Consider the following 23,967-nt stretch of genomic DNA (forward strand, 5'->3'; position numbering starts at 1 on the left):
ATATGCGCCCTCTTTTTATCGAATAAAATATTTTTTATTTGATTATTGTAATTCTGATTTTACCGTATCGATTTGTTGCTTAATACGTTTTGCTGAAATGGGATATGGTGTACCTAATTGCTGAGCAAATAGGTTTACCCTTAATTCTTCAATCATCCAACGTATATTTATTACTTTTTCTTGTAATTTTGAATTTTCTGATAAGTTATTAAGCCATTTTTCATATTGATTTTCGATCTCTTCAATTACATTCATCGATTGTTTATCTTTAGTGAAATTTAACATCAATTTTTCAATTCTTTTTTCAATTGCAGATAAATATCGAAAAATATCAGGCAATCTCTTGTAACCTGACTGTGCAACAAATCCTTTATAAACAAGATGATCGAGTTGTTTTTTTATGTCTGATAACGCGAAGGCCAATGATAAATCAATGCGCCCTTTTAACTTTTTACTAATGTTATAATGTAGAGTTAAAATGGATTCGACTTGTTTTGCAATATCGACTACAATTTCATTAATCTTACCTTTGATATAATCCAATAATGCCTGATAGGAATCTTCACTTTGAATAAGTTGACCATTTTTTTCAATTAAATAATCAATACCACAAGCAATGCAGTCATCAATCAAACTTAGTACCGTCCCAAAACTATTGAAATACAAGCCTAATTTAGATTTATTTGGTAGTTTTTCATGTAAGTATTTAATTGGTGATGGTATATTGAGCATAAATAAGCGTCTTAAGCCTAATTTAGTTAATCTTTGTTGTTCATCTTGATTATCCACTAATTTTATGCTCACAGAATGTTGATTATCAATGATTGCTGGGTAAGCTTTTATCGTATAATTATTGTTAGCTTCTTCATAGACACTAGGCAAATGACCAAAATTCCAGTCAACTAAATTAGTTCGTTCAAGTTGAGATGCTTTTTTAGTTGTTAAAGAGGATAACACTTGCTGAACTTCATTTTTAAGTTGTTCTTTTAAGAAAGTTAGGTCTTTATTAGCCGCAATTTCTTTATTATTTTGATCAACAATACTAAAAGTTATTTTTAAATAATCAGGAATTTGATTAAGCTGCCAATCTTCAGTTGTAATTTTCACACCGGTTATTTTGTGAAATTCAGTTTCCAAACTTTCAAGTAAAGGTATGTCTGTTGAAACGACTCTACTCAAAAATGCATCAGCATAGTTTGGCGCAGGAACAAAATTTCGGCGCAATGCTTTTGGTAATGATTTTATTAATGCTATAACTAAATCTTTTCTAAAACCTGGTACTTGCCAATCAAATCCCCTATTTTTAATTTGGTTTAATAGATCAAGTGGTATTTTTATTGTGACACCGTCACGCTTATGTCCAATATCAAATTGATAACTCAATGCTAACTTAAAATTATCTTGATACCAAAAATCTGGAAAATCATTTAAATTAACTAGTTCAACCGATTGTTTGATCAACATTTCTTTTTCAACATTAAGGAAGTCAGGAGCCAATTTTTGTTTTTGTTTCCACCATGTGTCAAAATGTTTTGATGAAATGACAGACTTATCAATTCGTTTATCATAAAAATCAAAAAGTTCATTATCATCAATTAAAATATCTTGTCGACGGGACTTATGTTCAAGATCTTCAACTTCATTGATCAATTTTTGATTTTGCTTATAAAATTTATGATTTGTTAGCCAATCACCTTCAACTAATGCATGCCGAATAAATAAGCTGCGACTTAAAATAGGATCGATTTTACTATAATTTACAATTCTACTTGCAACAATTGGTAAACCAAATAAAGTTACTTTTTCGTTCGCTATTGTGGTGCCCTGCTTTTTTGACCATCTTAGTTCACTATAACTATACTTAACCAGATGTTTTGCTATCGATTCAATCCATCCAGCATCTATCTTAGCGACAGTTCTTCCCCATAAGCGACTTGTTTCAACCAATTCACTAGCTATACACCATTTAGGCTGATTTTTGAAAAGAGCTGAATTAGGAAAAATTGCGAATTTAATATTACGAGCACCAATATACTCGTTTTTTTCAAGATCTTTCATACCGATATGGGATAGTAGACCACTCAATAAAGCTATATGAAGTGAACGATAATCAGCTAATTGACTATTTATAGGAAAAGCCAATTGTTTTATCGTTTGTCTTATTTGTGTATAAACATCTTGCCATTCTCGAATACGAAGATAATTTAGAAACTCTTTTTGACATAATCGTCTAAATTGGTTTCCTGATAATATATTTTGCTGTTCTTTAATATAATTCCATAGATTAATCAAAGAAATAAAATCTGATTCCTTATCAATAAAACGACGATGTTTTTCATCTGAAGCTTGTTGTTTATCAAAAGGTCTTTCTCTTGGATCTTGAATCGATAAAGCTGCAGTAATTATCATGATTTCTTTGGTGCAACCTAATCGTCTTGCTTCAACAAGCATTCTGGCCAATCTTGGATCAATTGGTAATTGCGCTAAAATTTTTCCTATTTCGGTTAAATGATATCGATGATGCTTGGTAAATATTGCGCCGAGCTCTTCTAATAATCGGATACCATCACGAATATATTTTGCGTTAGGTGATTCAACAAAAGGAAAGGCTGTAATGTCACCTAAGCCTAAAGAAGTCATTTGTAATATCACTGATGCTAAATTGGTTCGTAAAATTTCAGGTTCAGTAAACTCAGGACGTGACAAGAAATCTTGTTCATCATATAAACGTATACAAATACCATCAGAAGTTCGCCCACATCGTCCTTTACGTTGATTAGCTGATGCTTGGGATATTGGTTCAATGGGCAACCGCTGAACTTTAGTACGGTAACTATAGCGACTAATTCTAGCTAAACCAGGATCAATAACATATTTAATTCCAGGTACAGTTAAAGAGGTTTCTGCCACATTAGTCGCTAGAACTATTCGCCTTTTAGTGTGTGACTGAAAAATTCGATTTTGCTCAGATGCTGATAATCTTGCATATAAAGGTAAAATATCTGTATGACGAAGATCTAATTTGTTCAATGTATCAGCAAGATCTCGAATCTCTCTTTCGCCTGTTAAAAAAATCAGTATATCGCCAGAGCTTTCTGCTGACAGCTCATCAATTGCATTAATAATAGGTTGAAAATCGCTATTTTTATCATCCGAATTATCATCGTTATCTAATATCGGTGGACGATACCTCACTTCAACAGGATAAGTTCTTCCTGATACTTCAATAATTGGAGCTTGATTAAAATGTTTTGAAAATCGTTCAACATCAATCGTTGCTGATGTTATTATAACTTTTAAATCAGGGCGCTTCGGTAATAATTGTTTAAGATAACCAAGAATAAAATCAATATTTAAACTACGTTCATGAGCCTCATCAATAATAATGGTGTCGTATTGTAATAACAGTTTATCTTTTTGAATTTCTGCAAGCAATATGCCATCAGTCATTAATTTGATTAGTGTTGTATCACTAACATGATCTGAAAATCTAACTTTGAAACCAACTAACTGCCCTATTTCTGTTTTTAACTCTTCAGCTATACGGTTAGCTACTGAACGTGCTGCTAATCGTCTTGGTTGCGTATGACCAATATAGCCTTTGACGCCTAAACCTAATTCTAAACAGATTTTGGGAATTTGCGTGGTTTTACCTGAGCCAGTTTCACCCGCAATTATGACGACTTGATGATGTTTAATTGCGTTATAAATTTCTTGTTTTTTTTCAACAACAGGTAAATTATTAGGAAATATAATTTGACTTGGTAATAATCTTAACCTAGTTTGATAATGTAACACTGCTTGAGTTATATCTAAATCCATTCCAACTCTATTCTGGCTGTTTTTAGACGATCTTAAAATTTTATTCTTATCTAAGAAAGTCATTGATTCTAAAAATTTTAATTGCTGTTGAGATAACATAAAGAGTAAAATAAATATCATGAAATTTTCTATAAGATTAATTATAACAAATTTTACCTATCATTAGGAGTTAATATGAAAAAGACATTAATACTTACCACAACACTATTTGCTAGTACCTTAACTTTGTCTGGCTGCGGTGAAACGAACAAAATAAAAGCGGAAGATCTTACTCACCATCGTTTTGTGCTAATAAAAGCAAATGGGCAAGATGTTCCTGCTGATAAAGAAACTGAAATAGAATTTGGCGAAAACATGAACGTTATTGGAAAAATGTGTAACAGATTTGTTGCTAAAGTGACATTGGAAAACGAAAAAATCAAAGCTCCTAGTGTTGGTATGACTAAAATGATTTGTAATGATGCTCAGCTAGATAACTTAGATGGTATTATCACAAAACTAATAACAGAAGGGGCGACAGTAAGCTTGGATAAGGGACAGTTAACTTTAAAGAACCAGGAAAACGAACTTATTTATCAACTCAAAGATTTAATGTAATCCATTTAGAAACATCTTATAAACAAATATCAACGCTAAGATGTTTCTCTTCTTAATTTTCATCAAAGACAATCCCAATTAATGATAAAAAACTTTATTTAAAATGTAGTTAAGGCTATAATATACCCAGTTTTTAAAGGATCCAAATTTTTGATGAAAGTAGTTAATTTTTCAAATATTGTATGTAAAAAAGTAACCTCCATCAGGTACTTATACCTTTTTATATGCCAATGCGTCAGCATTGGTTTTTTTTTGCGCAAACTCAGTTTATTTAAAATCTAAACATTAACCTTAACTATTAGTAGATAATATTATGAAAAAGACAAAAATTGTTTGTACTATTGGGCCAAAATCTGAACCAAAAGAAATGTTAGCAAAATTATTAAATGCAGGCATGAATGTTATGCGTTTAAATTTTTCTCATGGCGATTATGAAGAACATGGCAACCGTATTAAAAACTTACGTGAAGTGATGCAAGAAACAGGTTTAAAAGCTGCTATTATGCTAGATACAAAAGGACCTGAAATTCGTACCATAAAGTTAGAAGGTGGTAATGATGTATCACTTGTAGCAGGTCAAACATTTACCTTTACCACAGACAAAACCGTTGTTGGAAATGCCCAACGGGTAGCTGTAACTTATGATGGCTTTGCACATGACCTTAAACCTGGTAATCGTGTACTTGTCGATGATGGTTTAATTGCAATGGATGTTAAAGAAATCAAAGGTAATGAAGTTATCTGTACGGTTTTAAATAATGGTGATCTTGGTGAAAACAAAGGTATTAATTTACCGGGTGTTTCAATTAAGTTACCTGCACTTGCAGAAAAAGACAAAAATGACCTTATTTTTGGTTGTGAACAAGGTGTTGACTTTATTGCTGCATCATTTATTCGTAAACGTTCTGATGTTGAAGATATTCGTACTCATTTAAAAGCTCACGGTGGAGAAGACATTAAAATCATTTCTAAAATCGAAAATCAAGAAGGTTTAGATAACTTTGATGAAATTCTTGAAGCTTCTGACGGTATAATGGTTGCTCGTGGTGATTTAGGTGTTGAAATTGCAGTTGAAGAAGTTATTTTTGCTCAAAAAATGATGATCAAAAAATGTAATAAAGCTTCAAAACCAGTTATTACCGCAACACAAATGCTTGATTCAATGATTAAAAATCCACGCCCTACTCGTGCTGAAGCCGGTGATGTGGCTAACGCTATTATTGACGGAACAGATGCTGTTATGCTTTCAGGCGAAAGTGCTAAAGGTAAATATCCGCTTGAAACAGTCAATGTCATGGCAACTATCTGTAAACGCACAGACAAAACAATTCCTGCTTCGTTAGAATTAACATCAAAAGATGAAAAATTAAGTATAACCTCAGCAGTTTGTTGTGGTGCTGTAGAAATCGCAGAACGTTTAAATGCACCGTTAATTGTGGTTGCAACTCGCAGTGGTAAATCTGCTCGTGAAGTCCGTCATTACTTCCCAAGAGCTCGTATTTTAGCACTTTCATCAAGTCAAAAAACAGTTAATCAATTAGCTGTAACTAAAGGTGTAGAACCAATTTTAATTGATTCAATTAACTCAACTGATGATTTTTACCGTTTAGGTAAAGAGATGGCTGTAAAAGTATGTGGTTTACAGCAAGGTGAAATTATTGTGATGGTGTCTGGTGCATTGGTACCAAGTGGAACAACTAACACAACATCGGTTCATCGTATTTAACGTTAAATTTTCTTTATATAAAATAAAAAAAGCTAGCGACCTGCTAGCTTTTTTATTTACATAAGTTATTCTGTATGAAATATTATTGATAGAGTTAACACACGACCATGATTGAAGAAAAAGTATATTTACCTAAAGAACTTAGCTGGTTATCTTTCAATCAGCGAGTTTTACAAGAAGCTGCCGATAAAAGCAATCCGCTTATCGAGCGAATACATTTTCTGGGTATATACTCAAGTAACCTTGATGAATTTTATAAAGTCCAGTTTGCCAACTTAAAAAAATATGTACTTATAGAACAAGAACAAGTTCATTCTTCATCTAATGCTAAAAATTTATTACGACAAGTAAATCAAAAAGTTATCCAATTAGAACTGCAATTTGATCAGCTTTATAATGAATTATTATTAGAAATGGCTAGGAATCAAATATTCCTGATTAATGAAAGACAACTTTCATCGTATCAAGAGAATTGGATAAAAAATTATTATAAACAAAATCTTAGACAATATATCACGCCTATTTTGCTTGATAGTCATACCGAGCTTATTCAATTTTTAAAAGATGATCATGCCTATTTAGCGGTAGAAATTATTTGTCAGGATAACATCAGTTATGCACTTCTTGAACTACCAACCGATAATATCCCTCGTTTTGTATTATTACCGTCAGAAGTATCAACTAAAAATAAGTCTATTATTTTCCTAGATAACATATTACGATACTGTTTATCAGACATTTTTAAAGAGTTTTTTGATGCTAAAGAATTAAATGCTTATTCAATTAATATCAATAGAGATGCGGAATACGAATTAAATACTGAGTTAGATAGCTTACTTGAACTCATGTCTCAAGGTTTAAAACAACGCTTAACAGCACAGCCCGTACGTTTTACTTATCAAAAAGATATGCCCAAAGCTTTATTTGAATTATTGATCAATAAATTACGATTAACCGAACAAGATGCAATGCCTGGAGGGCGTTATCCTAATTTTAAAGATCTTGTCAGATTTCCTGATTTTGGACAAAAAAGCCTATTAAATAAAAAAATCCCAAGCCTAAGTTATAATCGATTTAAACAGTTTCGTAATGCATTTGATGCAATTAAAGATAGAGATGTATTGCTCTATTACCCTTACTACTCTTTTGGTCATGTTCTAGAAATTATGCGGCAAGCCTCGTTTGATCCCTCTGTTACTCATATTCGAATGAACATTTATCGAGTAGCCAAAGACTCACGCTTTATCCATGCTGCAATTAATGCCGCTAATAATGGTAAAAAAGTGACCGTAGTGGTTGAACTACAAGCCCGATTTGACGAAGAAGCAAATATAAAATGGGCTAAACGATTAATTAGTAGTGGAATTAAAGTTATCTATTCACAACCAAAGCTCAAAATTCACGCTAAATTATTTTTGATTGATCGTAAAGAAAACGACGAAATTGTTCGTTATGCTCATATTGGTTCAGGTAACTTTAACGAAAGAACCGCCCGAATTTATACTGATTTTTCACTGTTAACAGCTGATCCTGCAATTACTGAAGAAGTTAAAAAAGTTTTTAATTTTATCGAAAATCCATTTAAACCGGTAACTTTCAACCATTTACTTGTTTCACCACAAAATACACGATTACGCTTTAATGAATTTATTGAACGAGAAATAAATAACGCCAAAGCAGGTAAAAAATCAGGAATTTATCTAAAACTAAATGCCATTACCGATAAAGAAATGATCGATGAGCTTTATCGTGCATCGTGTGCTGGTGTAAAAATTAGAATGGTTGTACGGGGAACTTGTGTATTAGTACCACAAATCCCCAATTTGAGTGAGAATATTTATGTAACCAGTATTGTGGATCAATTTTTAGAACATGCTCGTGTTTATATTTTTGAAAACGATGGCAAAAAAGATACCTATATCTCTTCTGCCGATTGGATGCCTCGTAATATAGATAATCGTATTGAAGTGGGCGTAAAGATTTTTGATCCAATAATAAAATCAACAATTCATAATATTTTTGATATACAGTGCAATGATAACGTAAAAGCCCGCATCATTGATAAAGATGCAACAAATAATTATGTACAAAGAGGCAATAAGAAAAAAACTAGAGCTCAATATGCTATTTATGATTATTTGAAACAGATAGAATCATTTGAATAAGGATTTTTAAAATGAAAAAATTCAATGAATATGCGGTAGTCGATCTTGGTTCAAATAGCTTTCATATGGTAATTGCCCGTTTTATTAATGGTGCGATACAGGTAATTTATAAAAATAAAAAAAATATACATCTCGCGACAGGGCTTAATGCTAATAATGAACTAAGTGAATCAAGCATAATGCGAGGAGCACAGTGTCTTGCGCTATTTGCTGAGCGACTAAATGGATTTCCTCCAGAACATGTTCGAGTTGTTGCAACTCATACATTACGAGTAGCAAAAAATAAGCATAAATTTTTAATGGCTGCAGCTAACGTATTTCCTTTCCCCATTGAAATTATTTCAGGTCAAGAAGAAGCGCGTCTTGTTTATTTAGGTACAATGACAGCTGAATCAACGTCTTCAACTGATACAAAATTCGTAATTGATATTGGCGGAGGATCGACTGAAATTGCAATAGGAAAAGGAAATGATTTAAAACCGTTGATCGCTGCTAGCCGCCCCATGGGGTGTGTCACTTATGCAAAACGTTTTTTTCATGACCAAAAAATTAATGCGGCTTCTTTTCAACAAGCAAAACTTGCAGCAGAGCAACAAATTGAAAGCATTGTTAATACCATAAAAAACTTAAATATCACTGTCGCATTTGGTACATCAGGAACCATAAAATCGATTTATCAAATATTATTAGATCTTGGTGTCTGTGTCTATGATGGCATTATTACGCCTAAAAGGCTCGATGATTTAATTGGTTATATTTTAGAATTTGAATCCTTTCACGATATTAACTACCCTTCACTGTCCCAAGAAAGGAAAAATGTCTTTGTTAGTGGGCTAGCTATATTTAGTGGTATTTTTAATGCATTGGGATTAAAAACCTTACAATTTAGCCCATGCGCATTACGAGAAGGTGTATTTTATGAATTAATTGGCGGTCCTAATTGCCAAGATATTAGACAAAACACGGCACAATCGCTTTCAGAACATTACAACATAGATCAACGCCATGCAAAACAAGTTGTTAAAACTGCAAAATATTTTTTCTCACAATGGCAACAACAAGCGTCAATTACCATTCCCCCCAATACTGAATCTATTTTATATTGGGCTGCCCTGTTACATGAAGTGGGGTTAACGATTAACTTTTCTTCAATTCATAAGCATTCAAGTTATATTTTAAAAAATAGTAATCTACCGGGATTCAATGAAGAACAACAATTATTGCTATCAACTCTTGTTCGTTATCATCGGAAATCGATTAATATTGATGCTATACCTTATTTTAGCTTGTTTGAACACAAACATATCATATCATTAATACAAATTTTAAGATTATCTATACTAATAAATAACCAAAGGAATCCCGAAATTGATTTGCAGGCATTTCAATTAAAATTATTAAACAATAAACTCACTAAAATCACCTTAGAAATTAATCAAGAATTTGTTGAAAATAATAAATTGATATTGCTTGATTTAGAACAAGAAAAAAAATATTGGAAAGCAATTAATGATTGGAAACTATCAATTGCCATTAGTTAATTTGCCATACAATTTATTCTATATATAAAAATACCGCCAAATTGGCGGTATAAACAATAATTAAAAATATCATTATCTGCTTGTTATTAACCAAGACCAATAATCTTCCACCATAAAATACCAATAGTAAATACAATAATTAGATTAACAACACTACAAATAAATCCAACTTTCCACCATGTTTTTACGGGAACAAATCCTTCAGCAAATAATAATGGGTTTCTTGCATTAGCAAATTGAGTAATAGAACCAAAATAATTAGTACAAATGACTAATGCAAAAATGGCGATTAGTTGTGGTACACCTAGTGTGATAGCGACAGATAAAAATACTGGAAATAGAGCTGCAATATGGGCATTTCCGCTAGCAAAGAAGTAATGTAAATAGACATAAGCAACAGATAAAACAATTATTACAAATACCCAGCTACTTTCGCCTAAGTATCCTTGTACTGCACCACCTATAGTGTCACCTAGCCATTTGGTTACCCCAAGTTTATTTACTTGCCCAGCCATCATAAGTAGCGCAGCAAACCATATTAATGTGTCCCAAGCGGCTTTTTCACCTTTTATATCATCCCAGCTTAATACACCCGTTAAGATCAAAATAGTCAAACCAATAAACGCTGTAGTTGTTGAATCAATACCAACATTTTTACCAAAAATCCAAAGTACTAATAATAGGATAACAGTACCTGCCATAATAATTTCTTTAGCGGTTACAGCTCCCATTTTTTTTAATTCTTCTGCTGCTAATTTAGGAGCTTCTGGCGTTTTTTTAAGTTCTGGGTTAGTTAAAAAATAAATAACTAAAGGAATCACAATAAATGAAACTAAGCATGGTACTATGGCAGCAACAAACCATTGCCCCCACCCTAATGTAATACCTAATGATGTTGTAACTAGCTTAGCGGCTAATAAATTACCTGTAAATGCCGTTAAAAACATTGCCGAAGTAATATCATTCACATGACTAATTGTTAGCATTAAAAAAGTGCCAATTCGGTTTCGTGATTCATCTTTAGGGTTTGAATTAAAATTAATAGCTAATGCTTCGGCTATTGGATAAATAACCCCACCAGCACGCGCTGTAGTACTCGGAATAGCTGGAGCTAGCGCGATATCAGTTACCGATAAACCATAAGCAAGTCCTAATGTATTTTTTCCTAAAATCTTAACAAGATAATAAGCAATGCGTTTACTTAGTCCTGTTTTTATAAACCCCCTGGCAATCATAAAAGCAATAACAATCAACCAAATAAGGCTACTATTTAATTCGCTTAAGGCGATTTTAATAGCTGCCGCATTTGTATCTGCACCAGATGGCCTTAATACAGCAAAAACGGTAATTGCCAATAAGCCAATAGCTCCAATAGGCATTATTTCGGCCACAATGCAGGCAATAGTAGCTACAAAAATAATACTGGTTTGCCAACCTTGTTGGCTGATACCTTCAGGAGGAGTCACATATAACCAAAGTACGGCAGAAATTGCCGCAATAATGATGAGCGGTAGCCATTTTACTGGCGGTTTTTTTACTACGTTCATAGTATTTTCCTTTTGAATTTAAATATTTTTAATAAGTTAAGATTTAATTCTATTTTTTATTTGATTATTTATTAAGTTTATTATTTTAAGAAAAATAAAAACCTAATAGAATCAATAGCTTTTCTAACCATTTTTATTTAGAATTGCTTGTCTTTTAATTAAAATACATCAAAATAAACCTCAAAAAACTTCAATAAAATCAATACGTTTCCTGACGGCTTTTTGTTGCTATATTTATGTTTAATTTAGTTTTATTGTGTATTGTTTATCACTTTTTTGAAAAATAAAATTATTAGGATTTACCAATGCTATTGTTTTATTTTTTAACAAAAATATGGCTGATAAATTTGGATGCTTTTGCAAATATTCCTTACTTTTATCAAGTCCCCATCCATAAAAAACCGTAGAATAAATATCACCTTCTAAAGAAGAATCTGAAATTACAGTCACGCTTTCTAATTCATTATCTAATGGATAGCCTGTTTGTGGATCGAATATGTGATGATAAAGATGACCATTTTGTATAAAAAATCGCTCATAAATTCCTGATGTGACAACCGACTTATTTATAACTTTAATTACACCTGATAACTTATCATCCGTTGAAAATGGTTTTCGAAGCCCAATATGCCAATAGCCGTTATCATCTGTTAAAGATGACCCCAACGCAAATACATTACCACCTAAATTAATGATCCCTTTGTAAACTTGATATTGAAGTAAAATCGATTTGATGACATCAGCAATATATCCTTTAGCAATTGCACCTAAGTCAATTTCCATTCCTGTTTTTTTTAAAAAAACAGTATGTTTATTTGCATCAAGTTCAATATTTTTAGGATCTGTTAATAAAAGTTGTTGTTTAATTAATTTTACAGAAGGAACTTGATCGCCTTGGAAGCCAATTTTCCAAAGTTTAACTAAAGGACCAATAGCTAAATTAAAACAACTATTAAAGTGTAAACTTATTTTTTGAGCTTGTTCAATCAAAGAAAAAACAGGTCGACTTACTGTAACAGGATGTTGTCCAGCAGCTAAATTAATTGACATAACTTCAGATAGCGATCTGTTAACTGTTAGTTTGTCCTCAAGTATTTTTATAGTCTCAAAAACAGTTTTTACTGCGGTTTCATTAGGCTCTAAAAGCATTAATGAAACCGTTGTTCCCATTAAATGTTGAGTATATTCATAGTTTGCATTTACCATGCTAAACAAGCTCAAAGAGTTATCACAAATTAATGTTTAATATAATCAGCCGCCTTTTTACCTGCTTGCGTACCAAATATAATGATATCGGCAACAGCATTACCACCAATACGATTAGCACCATGTACACCGCCCACAACTTCACCAGCTGCAAATACACCTTGGATTATCTGTTTATCAGCATCTAATACTTGTGTTTGAGTGTTAATTGTTACCCCTCCCATTGTATGATGGACACCTGGTGCAATTTTTATTGCATAAAAAGGTCCTTTTTGAATTGGATGACGCATACCAGTAGTTCGCCCAAAGTCTTCATCGTGTTTAGCTGTCACAAATTGATTGTAGCGTTCAACCGTTTTCGCTAATGTTTTACTATCAATCGATAGTTTTTGGGCTAATTCCTCAAGCGTATTTGCTTGGCTTACAAGTTCGTTTGAAACATATTCCTCAACAGATCTATTTTCATCTCTAACTTGTTGATCAAATAGGATATAAGCATAATGTTCAGGTAATTTGATAATTTCAGCTGAAACATTGTCTCTTGTATCAAGTTCATTAACAAAACGTTGACCTTTTTGCGATACCAATATTGCACCACCACCACGAATAGATTCAGAAATTAAATATGATGTTGTTTGTTCAACTGTTGGATGAATTTGTATTTCACCCATATCAACAGTTCCTGCGCCTAATTTCTCTAATAACATAATACCAGAACCGGTTGCCCCTTTATGATTGGTAGTGACAAATCCTTTAAGATCAGGGCGATATTTTTCAACCATTGTAGTATTAGCACTAAATCCGCCTGTTGCAATAATAACGGCTTTGGTTTTTATTAAATGAGTTGAACCATCCTCTTCTGAAACTTTAACACCAATAACTTTATGGTTTTCGGTTACAATTTCAGTAACAGCAGTATCAAGCATAACTTCAATATTACGTTTATTAATATTTTTAACTAAACCACTAATTAAAAAACCACCAACAGCAGCACCACTTTCAGGACGATGAGTTCGATCAATGCTCATTCCCCCCGTTGTGGTAATACCACTTAATTCAATACCGTTATCATCTAACCAATTAATTGCATTTGGCGCATTTTCAACAAAATAACGCAATAACTCGGGATTATTTTTATTTTTTCCCCCAGCCATTGTTTCTTTATAAAAGAGCTCTTTATTGTCTACAATACCTTTTAGCTTTTGGAATTTGGTTTCTGCAGCATTCATACCTGCCGAGGCTTTATTAGTATTACCACCAATCACAGACATTTGCTCGATAATAATGACATTTGCACCAAGATCATGTGCTTGAATCGCCGCAGAAAGCCCTGCTCCGCCACTACCAACAACCACAACATCAAAAGCGCGATCATTAGGATCACCACCTTCGGCAATAATTGCTTCTTTATTAGATTTTGCCATCGCTTTAGTTACAGCTTTTTTAAATGCCTCACATTGTGTCGTTGCGCCAGAAATAGCATCAACATGTGGACTGTTAGAGTCAATAATTCGATGCTTAATTTCAGTAAAATTATTTAATACTTCGCTATCAAAGTTGTTAGCATTAACGAGTTGTATATCTTTGATAAAATCATTTCCTAATTCAACATTAATCAAAAATTCATAAGATTCATCATTAACTTTTTCTTGATAATTGCCTGGTTTGAATTTTTTAACATTAAGGTTCACATCCCGAATCAAACTTTCAACAAGCGAAAAATGCCATAAAGGTTCAGGAATATTTAGTTCTTCACGCTTATCACTATTGATAAAAAGTTCAAGCTTCTCACCTTTTTCAATACGGTCAATCCAATCAGGATAAGCAATACAAGCGCGACCAACCGCAACTAAATCATAGCCATTATTAATAGCATCTTCTACATCACTTTGATTAACAACATTTCCGACACCAACAACAGGGATTTTCGCTAATGTTTCAGATCGCATTGCCACATATTTTTTAATTAATGGCGTTGGATCTTGTGTATCAACAATGGATGGCCTAAGTGTTGTTCCCATTGAAAAATGAATATAATCAAGCCCCTTTTCAGCCAATTTTTCAAGCAAATACATAGAATCATCAAAACGAATTCCAGGCACTTCTAACTCTTCTGGTGAAAAACGATATCCAACAATAAATTCAGGAGTTGCATATTGTTTAACCATGTTATGGGTAACATCTAAGATAGCAAGAGGGAACCTTGTACGATTATCACGATTTCCACCCCATTTATCATTTCGTTGATTTGAATTAGGAGAATAAAATTGTTGAATTAAATAAGTATTAGCTCCATGGATTTCTACCCCATCAAACCCTGCTTGAATGGCACGACGTACTGCTTGACCAAATTTGTCAATCATTTCGTCTACTTCTTCTGCCGTTAATGCAATTGGTGTAGGCGCATTTGGACGTGGGGCTGCAATCGCACTAGGCCCTACTGGTGATTGACCTCCAATTAATTTTGGTTCAACCATTCTTCCACCATGATAAACTTGAATAATGGCTTTCGATCCTTTTTCTTTGATCACTTGAGCAATTTTAGCTAAGCCTTCAATCTTATCATCACTATCTAAACCAATAGCACCAGGGAAAGCTAATCCTTTGTCGTCAACAAATCCACATTCAACAATAATAGTGCCGATTGTTCCTGATCTTGCTCGATAATATTCAATTAAATCATGCGTAACAGAACCATCATAAAAACCAGAACAAGTTGTCATTGGAGCCATCATAATACGGTTTTTTAGTTCAGCACCATTAGGCAGTGTCAGCGATTTAAAAATATTTTCATTTTTCATTTTTATATACCTAATCATTATTATTTAACCTTAAAAGCTACTGATAATGATAACATTAACAATAGTGATTCTCCAATTACATTAATTTCATTAATGCCTGTTTTGCTAATAGTAAATAGTGATTAGTATCATTTTTTCGACAAACTTTTTTTAGTTTTATTAGTTAATTAAAAAATTATTAATATAAATAAAGTAAAATTCTGTCAATTTTTGATGTTTTATTGTGCTTTAATTGTCAAATTCACAATTAAAAATCTAAAAAAAAACACTTTAACCTTTTCATTTAGTTATATATTTTTTGTAATTTTCATGTTGAACTTTAAATTATCTGAGATAAAATATTTTGAAGTATAACGCCAAGAGACTATCGGAATGTTTGTAATACCAATTAACAGATTAAAATCAACTTTCGATTTTTTATTTATTCTATTTTTTAATCCTCCTTTATGGAGGATTTTTTTTGGCTTTAAACCTCATATCTATCCATTTTTCTTTTATTACATATTAATAGTCAATTTTTCGTTGAGAATACGCACAATCAGGAGACAGTATGAAATCTTTAACCCCTTTTTATGATCCAACTATAAGTTATGAAGATAATTATGCTCAAGGTCCATTTGGACTTTTTAAGCAATTAGATAAAGCACAACAAGTCTCAACAAAACCTTCAAATTTTTTAAATGTTGAGGTTAATTTACCATTTGGTCAACCTGCAGGCCCACTACTAAACGCAAACTATATCAAAGCTGCTTTTGCTTATGGATTCGACTTATGTGTATATAAGACAGTAAGAACTAAATTACATAAATGTCATCCATTACCTAATGTTTTGTCAGTTCATCCTAACGGTAAATTGTCATCTAACTTAGATACTGTGCTAGCCGATACCAATTACAATCAACCATTATCAATAACCAATTCGTTTGGTGTTCCCTCTTTTTCGCCTGATGTTTGGCAACCAGATATGGCTGATGCAGTAAAATCTGCGGGTCATGGACAATGTGTTATTGGTAGTTTTCAAGGTACACAAGGTAACGGCGAAATTGAAAAAGATTATGCTTTAGCCGCAAAATTAGTTAAAGAAACCAATGCACCTATTCTTGAAGCAAATTTAAGTTGCCCAAATGAAGGTGCTAGCAAGTTACTTTGCTTTGATGTTGATAAAGTTGAACGAATTGTTAATGAAATTAAAACTGCAGTACCTGATCGTCCACTTATCTTAAAGTTAGCTTATTTTCCTGATGATGAAAGGATCGTTTCTTTATTAACCCGCGTAGGTTCCATTATCGACGGTTTAAGTGCAATCAACACACTATCAGCTAAACCAGTTGATGCTAAAGGTAATCCTGCTTTAGGTGAAAATAGAAAAGAAGGCGGTGTCTGTGGCGATGCAATTCGTTGGGCTGGTTTAGATATGGTAAGTCGTTTAGCTAAATATCGTAAACAAATGGATCTAAAATTTGCTATTGTGGGCGTCGGTGGAGTTAGTTCTAGTGAACATTATCATCAATTTATAAAAAATGGTGCTGATGCAGTTATGAGTGCAACTGGTGCCATGTGGAATCCACTCCTTGCAATAGAAATAAAAAAGAGTCTTTAGCCTTAAATAATAAGAAATGAATATTAACCGTACAGGGCATTATGCCCTGTTTTTATGATCTAATAAAAAAATGGTAATCATTTTTCTTAAAGTAAGAATAACAAAAAATAAGGTGTGCTAAAAATACTATTGCTAACATAATTCTGATTGGAATGGCAACACATTTTCAAACAAAAAAATTAAGGGGTAAGTGTTTTTTAAATTCAACGAGAGGCAAGTAGCCTAACGAAGAATGTAATCGTTTATGATTATACCAATAAGCATAAGCCGAAAAAGCGCGTTGTAACTCAGCTGCTTAGTTAAAACGTTGGCCTTTTACAAATTCCGTTTTAATTGTTTTAAATGTCGCTTCCGCTACCGCATTGTCATAAGGACATCTTTTCTTGCTTAATGAATGCGTGATATTAAATGTCTTAAAACAATCCGCTAATAGCCGATTATCAAACTCTTTACCTCGGTCTGAATGAAATAAATCTAATTTCGATAATGGCAGTTTAATTTGGCTTAATGCCGACATAACAAGCTCTGCTGTTTTATGTTGACCAACATGGTAACCGACAATTTGCCTATCGGATAAGTTCACTAAAACACATAAATAGTTCCAACGTTGCTTAACTTGAATATAGGTTAAATCCGCAACAACAATTTGTTTTTTATCACCGACATCAAATTGTCGTTGCAGGTGATTTTCTGCGGCGGTTTCATTCACTGCCGTAGTGTGAGATTGATAGCGTTTAACGGTGTATTTTGATACCAGCAATAAAGCTTTCATCACCCGAGCAATGTAACGGCGTGACACCCAAATATTCTCTTTCTATAAATCAAAACGAATTCGCCTTGTGCCATAAGACTGATAGCTTTGATTAAATAGTGTCACGATTTTATCGGCATAAAGCCCTACTGATTTTTGTCTATTCAATTTACACTAATAATAAGCATAATATCTTGATAATCCTAAATATTGACATAGTTTTGTTATGCTATAACGATGTCGATTTGCTTTTAGGATAGCGATTTTCGCCCTATTATCAGTGCTGCTTGCTTTAGGATATCGTTTTCCATACGGAGTTGTTTAAGCGCTTTGCGCAACGCGATTAACTCTTGTTCTTGTGGACTGCGATTATCTTTTGTTTTAAATGAGCCGCTTTGGCTTGCTTGCGTTATCCAACGGTCCAATGCTGATGGTGTCAATTCCTATTTTGCAACGATTTCACTACGTGATTTACCATGTTGATAAAGACTGACCATTTGCTGTTTAAAATCATCTGTGAATGTTCGTCTTTTGCGTTTAATCTTATTCATATTTGTTCCTTTTTTAGTTGTGATAAGTTTACCTTACCCCTTAAAAAAGTTGTATGATTTAGTGTAGCCGATCCATACAATTTGGTGTTCAGTCATTTTTTTCATAATTAAATCCCCTTTACTTTTATTATGGAGAATTTTCTACTTTTTTGCTGTGCTATTTTGGGGAGTGGTTACACTCCACACTATACTTTCCTGTAGTGACTCCAACGCCCATTTCAACAACTTCTGCGTCAGGAGCTTTTAACTCTTGCCCATTTAATAGTAAAAATAGATAACCAGAAAACATAGCGGTTCTTTTATTAGCATTTGCAAAAGGGTGATTTCTAATTAAACTCTCAATAAGAACAGCCGCTAACCTAAAAATATCCTCTGTTTGTTCGTGATACCTGTAAAGACTGGGTCTAGCTTGGGATGAGCCTAAGGTATTCTCATCACGAACATATATAGGCTCTTTAGGTGTCTGTAGTTTAATTAGCAATGAATTGATAAGCTTTATATCATCAACTGAAAGAAAATTGATTCCATCAACTATTTCCCCAATTTGTGACACTAGCATTCGTTAAACCTTTGATAAGTCTCTCATGGCTTTTTTGTAGCGAGCGAACCCAAAGGCAAAGGCATTTAAAACTTGCTCATTATGATTGCAGTCATTACTTAACGCAGGTTTTGCTTTAACCTCTACATGTTTGTCACGTGGAGGAATATAAAGACGATGTTCCTTTACTTGTGCGTGACCCATAAATTCACCTCATTAGTTTTTATATAAGAATGGCTGAAAACTAATAAGCTCTCAACCTTAAGTTGATTATAAATACCATAAGGTAAAGAGTAAAGAAAATTTATACTAATCACAAAAATTAATAGGTGCTATGTATTTGACTGTTACACGCTACTCATAACCCAAATCTAGGTTACCTTACAAATCATCACATTAGCTTTAAGTCGTCTTCATTATGAAGATAACTGATAATAAAAATCGCCTGAAAGCGGTTTATGTCTGCCTACTCGGCGGTGAACTATTTTACCTCCACTCAAAGCGAGAGCTACAAGGTTGTCCGTGAACATATAGCCCATGCTTTATTCCACAATCAAAATCAAAGCAGTGTTCTATAATATAAAAGAACTGATCATCATTTTTCTCGTATTTTCTAAAAATGGAATAAGCGACTAAATCCGCTAACTGAATTAATCGTGAAGACTTAGAATCCATAAATAAGGGAACTTCTGCAAACTTTCTCAATTTACCCCATGTATGTCCATCATGTTTAAATCGTTTTGATAATGATTGTATGGTTTTTTCTGTTGAGGATTCATCAAATATCATGATTCCACGCTGATCATCTTCATATCGATTATGAATTCTTTTGAGAAAATGATCAAACCTAGTCGATATTTGCTCGAATGCGATTTCTGAAACATCACCTGATTCTACTTTTGATTTATCAATAACAGCAGCAAAAAGCCTGACGTTTTTCCCATAATTTGTTTTTACTATGTTTAATGCTTTTTTAATTACATCAATTCTTTCTTCTTTTAAATATTTTCGCCAACTACCTTTTCCTGCCATCATTGGCGAACCATGCAGCTCAATAGCATCATAATCTTGGTCAAAACTAGATGCGATTAAATTTAAATCTTTTTCTAACCAATGAGTCTTTTTCTCATGAACAGAGATGCCAGCCAACACAAAATGTCTTTGACTATTATCTAAAATATGACCAGATTCATCCACATATAACAGATGCATAGAAAATCCTCAAAAAAAAAGCCGCAATAGCGACTTATATAATTAGGAAAGCCTACTGGAATCATATTCCAACGCGCCAAATTAAGTCAGCACTGTAAGCTCTTGTAAATAATAATAAGCTTTTTTATTACCAAGTCAATACAAAATTAAAATTAATTTTTGTTAACTTTTTTAATTCTCCATTATTTAACGCATAAAGTTTGCCAAAGTTTTCAAAATTGATTCTTCAGATTTTGAGTTTTATTTCTTATTACATTTCTAAACCGCCTACTCGGCGGTGAAAAATTTTACAAACGATTTTCCAAAGGCACACTTGGATCACTTTCTTTTATTGGTTTTGGTATTTCTATATCTACTTTAGGTAGAAAACTTAAACCATATTTGACAGTAAGATATTTTTGTTGCAACGCTGCTAATGATTGTTCTTTAGTGGCTATAGTCATTAACTTCATAGATAAAATCAGTCCACCGCTATATTTTGAAGCTTCATTTTTATCAATCTCAATTTCTTGTTTTATTGATTGTATTTCGCCTTGTAAATACTCGGCAAGTTCAGGGTTAGGGTTTGTAACCAACGTTTCGACTTTAACCGCTGATCCAGATTCAATGGAATTTATCCGTTGCTCAACTAAATTTTTGTTTGTTTTTAGAACTTCAAGTCTCGCAGCAATTAACGATTTTATTAATCCGCCACTGTATTGTTCATAATTTCCTGTAGCCGCTTTTATATCGTCGTTTATCTGTGTTAACTCAATATTCAATGTTGCCACTTTAGCTTTGTCTTCTTCTGATAATTGTTTATTGCACCCACTTACAAATAAAAGCAACAAAAAAATATAAATTGTATTTTTCAACATTTAATCACCCACTATAATCCGTTTTTAATTTTATTTTCATTCTCATTTTCTTTATCTGCTTTATATTTTGTAAATAACTCAGATTCATAGACAATGCTTAAATTACCTTTACCTCTTTCTATCCCCTCTAGCTGTAGAGATAAATGATTTCCAAAAACTGAGGCATAATAACCACATCCATCGTATTTTAAGCATTGATAAAATTCATCACTATCTTTGTAAAGCTTCAGCCCTACACTTTCAAAAGAATTTTTAGGTTTGCCAAATTTATTCGATAATGCTTCTTTATATTTAAAATATTCTTTTTTACCCTCGGTGCCATATATATCTGATGTTATTTTTTCATTCATAATAATTTTCATTGCTCCTAAATCTTTATGAACTAATACAAAATATTCAGTAAACTTCGGCAATGTCATTGGTGGAGATTTTAAAGAATATATAGATACATTTTCATCAATTGGAGTTGGGTCTAACACGGCACCAGCTTTAGACTCCAACTCTGCTACTGTCATACCCCATTTCAATCCAAGTGGAGCATCTGGATATTGTGTTTCAGCTAAAACAAATGGGTTTATTAAAAATGATGCTACAATAAAAATTAATTTCTTCATACCATTCTCCTATAAATAACTTTGATTAATAATTATCTGTTTTTTATAACGATCTCTTCATTCCATGATCCGCTTTCAAACAAACATCTGGCTTTAAAACTTTCTTTATTGCCAAATTTATTTTTTACATCAAAATAAACATCAACGGTTGCATTGCCATTTGTTTTATTGACGTCATAACTTGTACCCGTCAAAGAGTATAAATCGATCTCTCCATATTTACTTGCTTTACTTTTAATCAAATTATTACATTTATCAATAGCTAAATCTTTAGGGATAGCTTGTTCTAACTGAGTTTTGATGCTACCTCCATTATTTATAGTGTTTTCATCTATCGAAATTCTTGTCTTATTTTTACATTCAACAACGAATCTTAAATTATCTTTGACGCCCATATTCATAACATCAATATTAGAATCAGTTACATATTCACATTTTCCACTATCAACAACCGCCTTAGCTGCAATGTATCTCAATTTATTGACTTTATCAAAATCACTACCAAGCAAATCTCTTAATTCCTCAAAATCGTCAGGTTTATACTGGTACGATGTAACAAGGCTGTCAATACTTCTAATATATGGATCTTCCAATTTCTGACCTTTATCTAAATCAGATTGTTTAATCCATCCTTTATGAGTTTCAATCAAATAATCAGGGGATGTTAATCTAATATATGAAAATTCCCCATTAACACATTCCTCAATCACGCTCGTAGAAGAATCTACAGATAAATAATCAGTTTCTCCTGTTCTTTTTTTATACTCTTCATTAACTATAGGAATCATTTCCCCATCATTTTTTTTGTATAAAATGCTTTTCCATAAAACAGGATAGCTCTTACCTGTTATTGTTGCCTCTGAATCACATTCGGGAGGGATTGAGCTAGAATTAGATTTATCCTCATTGCAACCAAGCAAAAGCAAACTAATAAAACCAACTAAAAATATTTTTTTCATACCATCTCCTTAATTTTTGATAGATAGTATGAAATTTATTAACCAAGTGCAATAAAAAACCGCCCGAAAGCGGTTTATGTCTGCCTATTCGGCGGTGAACTGAGATAATTAGTTAACGTTCCTAATACGCTCTTTCTAAACTGCTTATGCAGCGGTAAACATTTGGCAATATCGTACTAAACCCAAGGCATTTTTTTTCTAAACCGCTTATGCAGCGGTAAACTAGATTATATCAAACATAGCCTTTTGTTTTAACTAAAATTTAACCATTTCACCAAAAATAACCCTTTTTTCTAGCACTTAAATTAATCTATATTTTTCAATGAATTAAAAAAGCGATTAAAAAAAGGGTGTAGAGTTTAACCTCAAAAAATACCAGAAAAAACCTTAATAAAATCAATACGTTTTTTGACTAGCTTTTTGGGTGAAAATATGAAAATTCATCTATAAAACCAACGCCGATTTAGTAACCCCCCAGGTCTTTGTTCTTCTTGAATTACACTTCTTAGTTGTAATAGTCTTTACTTAATCTGACATTTGAGTTATTTTATAACACAAAAAGGAGTGTAGTAGCTCAAACTTTATCAAAAAAGAAAAACAGGAAACAGGTGTAAAAAATAGAACTGTTAACGGTGTACTACAACAAATTAGAGGCGTACTTAATTGCGCATATGAGAATGATATGCTTGATAAAGTACCCGCTATAAAAATGTTACCAGAACCACCACCAAGACAAGTTATGCTAACACCGAATCAGGAAAAAAGGCTTGTTGATGAATTACCTGATCATTTAATACCTATTGTTCTTTTTGCACTAGCAACAGGTTTAAGAATGAGTAATATCACAGGCCTTTTGTGGGAAAATGTCGATATTAAAAATCGTCATGCATGGGTTAACATCGGTAGCGGTAAAGTAAAAACCGAAGGGATTGGTATTCCATTAAATAGCGTTGCATTGTATGTTTTAGAAAATTTGCAAGGCAAACACCCAACCAATGTTTTTACCCACAAAGGTAATCCAATAAAGCGTGCTAATTCAAAAGCATGGAGAAACGCTCGTAAAAGAGCTGGCCTATCCCATCTTAGATTTCACGATTTAAGGCATGTTTGGGCAAGCAGACACTCAATGAATGGCACTCATCCACACGCACTACAAGATTTAGGAGCGTGGAGTAAAGCTGATACAGTTAGAAGATATGCCCACTTATCTTCTAGGCATTTGCTAGCAGCTTCGGAAAATGCGTTATCAGAAAGTGTCACAAATTTGACACAAAGAGTATTGCAATAAAAAAAGCACTTTTGCGGAGTGCTTTAATCTATTGATATTCTTAAAGAATTGGCGGAACGGACGGGGCTCGAACCCGCGACCCCCTGCGTGACAGGCAGGTATTCTAACCAACTGAACTACCGCTCCGCTTTGTTTGAGAGTTTTAATGCTACAGCATTAAAGTAGGCGTGATATTAAAGATTATTTTTATTC

At 32.9% G+C, this 23,967-nt stretch carries 17 protein-coding genes, 1 tRNA gene and 2 pseudogenes; 6 read left to right on the forward strand and 14 right to left on the reverse strand.

Annotated elements, in window-relative coordinates; all coding sequences use genetic code 11:
• Nucleotides 1-42: 42 nt before the first annotated feature.
• Entirely contained in the window at nucleotides 43-3,942 is a 3,900-nt protein-coding gene (gene hrpA, locus GQ590_RS03060; RefSeq protein ID WP_160406449.1) for an ATP-dependent RNA helicase HrpA, read from the reverse strand.
• A gap of 54 nt (nucleotides 3,943-3,996) precedes the next feature.
• On the opposite strand from hrpA, the gene GQ590_RS03065 reads away from it, so the two are divergent.
• From GQ590_RS03065 to GQ590_RS03080, 4 genes are all read left to right on the forward strand, one after another.
• The gene (locus tag GQ590_RS03065) at nucleotides 3,997-4,419 is read left to right on the forward strand and encodes an META domain-containing protein (RefSeq protein ID WP_160406450.1); all 423 of its coding nucleotides are present in this window, start codon (nucleotides 3,997-3,999) and stop codon (nucleotides 4,417-4,419) included.
• A gap of 313 nt (nucleotides 4,420-4,732) precedes the next feature.
• Nucleotides 4,733-6,145, forward strand: coding sequence for a pyruvate kinase PykF (gene pykF / locus GQ590_RS03070; protein ID WP_160406451.1), 1,413 nt, complete (start codon nucleotides 4,733-4,735; stop codon nucleotides 6,143-6,145).
• A gap of 107 nt (nucleotides 6,146-6,252) precedes the next feature.
• Nucleotides 6,253-8,310 carry a polyphosphate kinase 1 gene (gene ppk1, locus GQ590_RS03075; protein WP_160406452.1) on the forward strand — a complete coding sequence of 686 codons (2,058 nt, stop codon included), beginning with the start codon at nucleotides 6,253-6,255 and terminating at the stop codon, nucleotides 8,308-8,310.
• An 11-nt stretch (nucleotides 8,311-8,321) separates the two neighbouring features.
• Nucleotides 8,322-9,851 (forward strand): exopolyphosphatase, encoded by a 1,530-nt coding sequence (locus tag GQ590_RS03080; RefSeq protein ID WP_160406453.1) that lies wholly within the window; start codon nucleotides 8,322-8,324, stop codon nucleotides 9,849-9,851.
• A gap of 86 nt (nucleotides 9,852-9,937) precedes the next feature.
• On the opposite strand, the gene GQ590_RS03085 is transcribed toward GQ590_RS03080, so the two are convergent.
• The 3 genes from GQ590_RS03085 to GQ590_RS03095 form a co-directional block, all read right to left on the reverse strand.
• Entirely contained in the window at nucleotides 9,938-11,398 is a 1,461-nt protein-coding gene (locus GQ590_RS03085; RefSeq protein WP_160406454.1) for a DASS family sodium-coupled anion symporter, read from the reverse strand.
• Between the two features lie 240 nt (nucleotides 11,399-11,638).
• Nucleotides 11,639-12,604, reverse strand: coding sequence for an FAD:protein FMN transferase (locus GQ590_RS03090; RefSeq protein WP_160406455.1), 966 nt, complete (start codon nucleotides 12,602-12,604; stop codon nucleotides 11,639-11,641).
• Between the two features lie 29 nt (nucleotides 12,605-12,633).
• Complete coding sequence (locus GQ590_RS03095) at nucleotides 12,634-15,405, reverse strand: flavocytochrome c (protein ID WP_160406456.1); 2,772 nt, start codon at nucleotides 15,403-15,405, stop codon at nucleotides 12,634-12,636.
• 550 nt (nucleotides 15,406-15,955) lie between these two features.
• On the opposite strand from GQ590_RS03095, the gene GQ590_RS03100 reads away from it, so the two are divergent.
• A complete protein-coding gene (locus GQ590_RS03100) occupies nucleotides 15,956-17,005 on the forward strand; it encodes a dihydroorotate oxidase (protein ID WP_160406457.1) in 1,050 nt (349 codons plus the stop codon).
• A 166-nt stretch (nucleotides 17,006-17,171) separates the two neighbouring features.
• Here GQ590_RS03100 and GQ590_RS12830 read toward each other — a convergent pair.
• The 9 genes and pseudogenes from GQ590_RS12830 to GQ590_RS03145 form a co-directional block, all read right to left on the reverse strand.
• Nucleotides 17,172-17,285: pseudogene (locus tag GQ590_RS12830) on the reverse strand (hypothetical protein); the annotation flags it as partial.
• 15 nt (nucleotides 17,286-17,300) lie between these two features.
• Entirely contained in the window at nucleotides 17,301-17,804 is a 504-nt protein-coding gene (locus GQ590_RS03110) for a DDE-type integrase/transposase/recombinase (protein WP_160406458.1), read from the reverse strand.
• 203 nt (nucleotides 17,805-18,007) lie between these two features.
• Nucleotides 18,008-18,196, reverse strand: coding sequence for a transposase (locus tag GQ590_RS03115; RefSeq protein WP_160406460.1), 189 nt, complete (start codon nucleotides 18,194-18,196; stop codon nucleotides 18,008-18,010).
• Between the two features lie 289 nt (nucleotides 18,197-18,485).
• Nucleotides 18,486-18,851, reverse strand: a pseudogene (locus tag GQ590_RS03120) (type II toxin-antitoxin system death-on-curing family toxin); the annotation flags it as partial.
• Between the two features lie 18 nt (nucleotides 18,852-18,869).
• Nucleotides 18,870-19,049, reverse strand: a complete 180-nt coding sequence (locus tag GQ590_RS03125) for a hypothetical protein (RefSeq protein ID WP_160406197.1) — start codon at nucleotides 19,047-19,049, stop codon at nucleotides 18,870-18,872.
• A gap of 282 nt (nucleotides 19,050-19,331) precedes the next feature.
• The gene (locus GQ590_RS03130; protein ID WP_160406464.1) at nucleotides 19,332-20,057 is read right to left on the reverse strand and encodes a DUF3800 domain-containing protein; all 726 of its coding nucleotides are present in this window, start codon (nucleotides 20,055-20,057) and stop codon (nucleotides 19,332-19,334) included.
• 287 nt (nucleotides 20,058-20,344) lie between these two features.
• Complete coding sequence (locus tag GQ590_RS03135) at nucleotides 20,345-20,914, reverse strand: hypothetical protein (protein ID WP_160406466.1); 570 nt, start codon at nucleotides 20,912-20,914, stop codon at nucleotides 20,345-20,347.
• Nucleotides 20,915-20,925: 11 nt separating this feature from the next.
• A complete protein-coding gene (locus GQ590_RS03140) occupies nucleotides 20,926-21,528 on the reverse strand; it encodes a hypothetical protein (protein WP_160406468.1) in 603 nt (200 codons plus the stop codon).
• Nucleotides 21,529-21,560: 32 nt separating this feature from the next.
• Nucleotides 21,561-22,487 carry a hypothetical protein gene (locus GQ590_RS03145; protein ID WP_160406470.1) on the reverse strand — a complete coding sequence of 309 codons (927 nt, stop codon included), beginning with the start codon at nucleotides 22,485-22,487 and terminating at the stop codon, nucleotides 21,561-21,563.
• Between the two features lie 682 nt (nucleotides 22,488-23,169).
• Between GQ590_RS03145 and GQ590_RS03150 the strand changes: the two genes are divergently transcribed.
• Complete coding sequence (locus GQ590_RS03150; RefSeq protein ID WP_160406472.1) at nucleotides 23,170-23,775, forward strand: site-specific integrase; 606 nt, start codon at nucleotides 23,170-23,172, stop codon at nucleotides 23,773-23,775.
• 49 nt (nucleotides 23,776-23,824) lie between these two features.
• Here GQ590_RS03150 and GQ590_RS03155 read toward each other — a convergent pair.
• Nucleotides 23,825-23,901: transfer RNA gene (locus tag GQ590_RS03155), tRNA-Asp, on the reverse strand.
• Between the last annotated feature and the right edge of the window lie 66 nt (nucleotides 23,902-23,967).

Source organism: Gilliamella sp. Lep-s35 (assembly GCF_009795845.1).
Lineage (GTDB): Bacteria > Pseudomonadota > Gammaproteobacteria > Enterobacterales > Orbaceae > Gilliamella.